The organism is Variovorax sp. 20P10.2.4, assembly GCF_058244205.1.
Window position 1 is genome coordinate 1 of sequence record NZ_JBZAYE010000876.1, and the last position, 2464, is coordinate 2464.

Below are 2464 nucleotides of genomic sequence, written 5' to 3' on the forward strand. Positions count from 1 at the left end.
ACCAAGACCCGCGTGCCCGCGCCCTCCATCGTCGCCGCGCTCGAGCGCGCGCTGGGCCCGGTCCATGGCTTCGTGCCGCTGGCCGAGGGCGAGGAGTCGCAGGCCTTCGCCTTCCGCGCCGAGGGCCTGGGCAGCGCGGCCCAGGCCGAGCATGTGGTGCGCATCCACCGTTCGCGCGAGGGCTTCGACAAGGACGACTTCGCGGCGCGCCGCTTCGCGCGGCCGGGGCTGCCGGTGCCCGCGGTCACGGCCATCGGGCGCATCGAGGACCTGTCGTTCGACCAGAGCTTCGAGGGCCCGTTCTTCGGCAAGCCCTTCTATTGCGTGTCGCGGCGCCTGCCGGGCAGCACGCTGCAGGACCTGCCGATCGACATGCTGTCGCTGCTGGCCGAGCCGCTCGCGCGCACGCTCGAGCACCTGGCCGCCAGCGACCTCGCGGGCACCACCGGCTTCGGCCGCTTCGACGCCAACGGCACCGGCGAGCATGCGAGCTGGCGCGCTTTCCTCGATGCGGTCGCCGAGTGCGACTGGAGCGCGGCGCGGCTCGATGCGCAGGCCCTGTGGCGTGTCGAGCGGCAACTGGCGATCGTGCGCGGCCTCGCGCCGTCCTGCCCCGAGGTCCGCCGGCTGGTGCACGGCGACTTCGGCTCGAACAACGTGCTGACCGACGGCCGCGAGATCACCGGCGTCATCGACTGGTCGGAGGCGCTGTTCGGCGATCCGCTCTACGACGTGGCCAACGTCTTCTTCTGGCGCCCCTGGCTCGCCTGCATGGAGCAGCAGGCGCGCCACTTCGAGCAGAGCCTGCCGGCCGACCCCGGCACGGCCGAGCGGCTGCGCTGCTACCAGCTCCACATCGGCCTGCGGCAGATCCACGACTGCGCGCTGGCCGGCGAGGCCGAGGACCTGCTGTGGGCGCTCGAGCGCAACGCCCGGATCGCCGGCCAGGCCTGAGCCGGGGCCGCCGGCGGGGGCGGTGGTAGTCTTCGCGCCCGAGATGAACCTGCGCACCAAGATCGTGGCCCTGGCCGTCGCACCGCTGCTGGTGGCGCTGGTGCTGGTCGCGCTCGCCGTGCGGCACCAGGAACACGACCTCGCGCAGCGCGAGCGCGCGCTGATCGAGCAGAGCTACATGACCCAGCGGCGCAACGAACTGCGCAGCTACGTCGATCTCGCGATCAGCATCGTCAAGCCGCTGTACGACGCCGGCCAGGACGACGAGGCCACGCGCGCCGAGGCGCTGCGCCGGCTGGCCGCGCTCGACTACGGCGACGACGGCTACTTCTTCGTCTACGACCTGCAGGGCCGCTCGCTGATGCACTCGCGCCAGCCCGACCTCGTGGGCCAGGACCTCTGGGGGCTCAAGGACTCCAGCGGCCGCTTCACGATCCAGGACCTGATCGCGCGCGCGAAGGAGGGCGGCGGCTACGTCGAGTACGAATGGCGCAAGCCCTCGAGCACGCAACGCGCGCCCAAGCTCGGCTACGTGGTGGCGCTGCCGCGCTGGAACTGGATGGTCGGCACCGGGCTGTACCTCGACGACATGGAAGCCACCGTGCAGTCGCTCGACCGCCAGATCAGCGCCAACGTCACGACCACCCTGCTGTGGATCGCCGGCATCGCCGCGCTGTGCCTGGGCGTGGTCAGCGCCGGCGGCCTGCTGCTCAACCTCAGCGAGCACCGCGTGGCCGAGGCCAAGCTGCGCCTGCTCGCGCGCCGCGTGGTGCAGTCGCAGGAGGAGGAGCGCGGCCATCTCGCGCGCGAGCTGCACGACGGCACCAGTCAGACCCTGGTGTCGGCCAAGCTGCTGATCGAGTCGGCCGTCGACGCGCTCGACCGCGCGCAGCATCCCGCGCCGCCCGCGCTGGGCAAGGCGCTGCAGCGGCTCAACGATTCGCTGACCGAGGTGCGCCGCATCTCGCACCGGCTGCGCCCCGCGCTGCTCGACACGCTGGGCCTGCCGGCCGCGCTCGAGCGGCTGGTCGACGAATTCGGCGAGGAGGGCCAGGGCTCGACCGCCGCCTCGCTGATGGTCGAGGGCGAGCCCTTCGAACTCTCGCAGGAAGTGAAGACCGCGCTGTTCCGCACCACGCAGGAGGCGCTGACCAATGTGCGCAAGCATGCGCTCGCGCACGAGGTGCACATCGCGCTGGCCTTCGGCGAGCGCGAGGTGCGGCTCGAGGTCGGCGACGACGGCATCGGCTTCGACGTCGATGCCGTGCAGCTCGATCCGCGGCGCGGCATCGGCCTGCGCAACATGCGCGAGCGCGTGGCCTCGATCGACGGGCAGCTCGTGGTGCGCTCGGGCAGCGGGCGCACGCGCATCGTCGCGATCGTGCCCGCGGCGGCCGCGCGGGCCGTGGGCGGCGCCTCGGGTTGAACGACCCAAGCAACCCCTTCTTTCATCCACCCCAACGAATGCCCCGACGATGACGACCGCCAAGGCCCGCACCCCGGCTCCGAT

2 protein-coding genes are annotated in these 2464 nt (G+C 72.3%); both read left to right on the forward strand.

What is annotated here, in order from left to right; translation table 11 throughout:
• Positions 1-954, forward strand: a 954-nt coding sequence (locus AC27VN_RS38835) for a phosphotransferase family protein (protein ID WP_490880117.1), incomplete at its 5' end; no start/stop codon positions are given.
• Between the two features lie 43 nt (positions 955-997).
• Complete coding sequence (locus tag AC27VN_RS38840; protein ID WP_177239237.1) at positions 998-2380, forward strand: cache domain-containing protein; 1383 nt, start codon at positions 998-1000, stop codon at positions 2378-2380.
• The last annotated feature ends 84 nt before the right edge of the window (positions 2381-2464 follow it).

Bases quoted from the DNA above. Each gene is read 5' to 3' on its own strand.
- AC27VN_RS38840 (WP_177239237.1), top strand. From the start codon at position 998: ATGAACCTGCGCACCAAGATCGTGGCCCTGGCCGTCGCACCGCTGCTG.